Source organism: Tsukamurella sputi (assembly GCF_007858445.1).
GTDB lineage: Bacteria > Actinomycetota > Actinomycetes > Mycobacteriales > Mycobacteriaceae > Tsukamurella > Tsukamurella sputi.
Genome location: NZ_VIGV01000114.1, coordinates 1 through 604 on the forward strand (window position 1 = coordinate 1; position 604 = coordinate 604).

At 64.6% G+C, this 604-nt stretch carries 1 protein-coding gene; it reads left to right on the top strand.

What is annotated here, in order from left to right:
• Window positions 1-186 precede the first annotated feature (186 nt).
• A complete protein-coding gene (locus FK268_RS23420) occupies window positions 187-588 on the top strand; it encodes a hypothetical protein (RefSeq protein ID WP_146437844.1) in 402 nt (133 codons plus the stop codon).
• The last annotated feature ends 16 nt before the right edge of the window (window positions 589-604 follow it).

Here is a 604-nt window from a genome sequence, read left to right on the forward strand (position 1 = left end):
TGAGCATGCGCAGCGGATGGTTTCGGGTGCGAATGCGGTTCCGTCGACAACACAGCCGGCGCATCAGGGTCCGTATTACGAGGTGGAGGACGGTTCTGATGGGGATCGCGCTCGGCGGCGTGTTGTGACCACGGACGCTCGTGCGGCGGCGCATGAGGCGAAGACGCACGCTCTGTTGAGGCAATTGTGATCGTCGCGCCGGATATGACGGGGATCGCCCGTCAGTGCATCTTGGACGGTCTTGCCGCTCTGGGTGTGCCGGCGCAACCGGTGTCGACGCGGACTCCGAATCCGCGGCCGTCGTCGGAGCGGTTCATCACGTTCCAGGTGCTGGGCGGTCGGAAGAAGAATCTGCGGATCGCGCAGCACATGGTGGTGGCGTTGGTGCACGACAAGGTCGCCAACGAGGTCGCTTGCCGGCGGGCCGCGTATCAGGTGGCTGCGGTCCTCGAGGACGCCGCGAACACGGTCCAAGTCGTGAACCTCTCGAGCGTCGAGTCTGTTGTCGCGTCTGACGATCCCGCTGTGTCGGCGGCGTGCCGATATCAGGTGACGGTCTCGTGGACCGTCGCGTACCCCACTAGCTAGTTGAAGTAGCCGAGGA